General features: G+C 72.4%; 2 protein-coding genes and 1 pseudogene. 2 read left to right on the forward strand and 1 reads right to left on the reverse strand.

Annotated features, from left to right (window positions below; all coding sequences use genetic code 11):
• A partial coding sequence (locus AC1D12_RS33110) for a hypothetical protein (protein WP_477845349.1) occupies positions 1-316 on the forward strand: 316 nt, incomplete at its 5' end.
• Positions 313-1299 carry a M28 family peptidase gene (locus tag AC1D12_RS33115; protein ID WP_465112344.1) on the forward strand — a complete coding sequence of 329 codons (987 nt, stop codon included), beginning with the start codon at positions 313-315 and terminating at the stop codon, positions 1297-1299. The genes AC1D12_RS33110 and AC1D12_RS33115, both read left to right, overlap by 4 nt.
• A gap of 3 nt (positions 1300-1302) precedes the next feature.
• On the opposite strand, the pseudogene AC1D12_RS33120 reads toward AC1D12_RS33115, so the two are convergent.
• Positions 1303-1484 (reverse strand): annotated as a pseudogene (locus AC1D12_RS33120) (DUF3616 domain-containing protein); the annotation flags it as partial.

Below are 1484 nucleotides of genomic sequence, written 5' to 3' on the forward strand. Positions count from 1 at the left end.
AGCACCAGCAGGCCGATGCCGGCCCGGTGGGCGGCAGTCGACCGTCGCGGCGGGCGGGGTTTGTCTCGTCGTGCGGGCATCGGGCCATTATTGCGGCCGGGTCGCGCTGCGGCGTTCGACCAAAGTCACCCCGGCGGGCCACCGCGGTGCCGACCCCCCCAAGTTCGAGGGATGCTGGCGAGCCTGTCAGACAGCCGGCGCGGGCGTCGGCCTGACGTTCGCGGCCCCGAATCGGTCGATCGTCGGATGCCAGCCCACGGGATGCATCGCCGTGGGCACGATCGCGGCCTGTCAACGCTCGAAGGATCTCGCATGAAGACAGGGTTCTGGATCGCGTTCGCCGCTGTGTTCGCGGTGCTCGTTGCCGCGTGGTTCGTCGTCACGCAGCCCGGCGTGATGTCGATCGTGTCGCAACCGCCTCCGGTCGACGCCGACCGCCTGAAGGCGCATGTGCGTCGCCTCTCGGTCGACCTGCATCCGCGCGTGGCCGGGGCGTCGGGGCGGCTCGATGCCGCGGCGGCGTACGTGGCCGATGAGCTGCGTGCCTGCGGCGCGGTGGTGAGCGTGCAGGAGTTCGCCGTGGGCGCGGCCCGGCATCGCAACCTGGTGGCCCGCTTCGGCCCGGCAGACGGCGCCCCGCTCGTGATCGGCGCGCACTACGACTCGCACGACGGCGCGCACGACGGCGGAGAGGGCGGTTCAACACCCGGTGCCGACGACAACGCGAGCGGCGTCGCGGGCCTGCTCGAACTGGCCCGCCTCCTGGCGCGCGATCCGCCGCCGCGGCCGGTCGAGCTCGTCGCGTACACGCTCGAGGAGCCGCCGTACTTCCGCAGCGCCGTCATGGGCAGCGCCGTGCACGCGCGGTCGCTGCAGGCTGCCGGCCGCGAGCCGCGCCTGATGCTGGCGCTGGAGATGATCGGTACGTTCTCCGGCGAGCCCGGCTCGCAGCGCTACCCGGTGGCCGGCATGTCGGCGCTGTACGGCGACCGCGGCGACTTCATCGCGGTCGTCGGCCGGCTGGAAAGCTTCAGCCTCACGCGCGAGGTCAAGGCCGTGATGGCCGGCGCCACCGCGCTGCAGGTGCAGTCGATCAACGCGCCGACCGCGCTGCAGGGCATCGACTTCTCCGACCACCTGAGCTACTGGGCGCTCGGCATGCCGGCGCTGATGGTCACCGACACCGCCTTCCTGCGCAATCGCCACTACCACGAGGCGGGCGACAGCTGGGAGAAGCTGGACTACCGCCGCATGGCGCAGGTGGTGCAGGGCGTGTGGGCGGTGACGCGGGCCTTGTGAGGTTCAGGGCCTGACGACGAGGCTGCGGAACGCGCGCTGTGCCGCCGGCAGCGTCTTGCACTCGGTGCCGGCGATGCGGACCCCGCCGTCGTCGCTCAGCACCTGCACCTCGCCTGTTCCCGGCCACTCGAACAGCGCTTCGGGTCGCAGGCTGCCGAGCGCGACGGACGACACCGGCACCGGTG

The sequence above is a fragment of the Rhizobacter sp. P1_G5 genome (genome assembly GCF_056405435.1).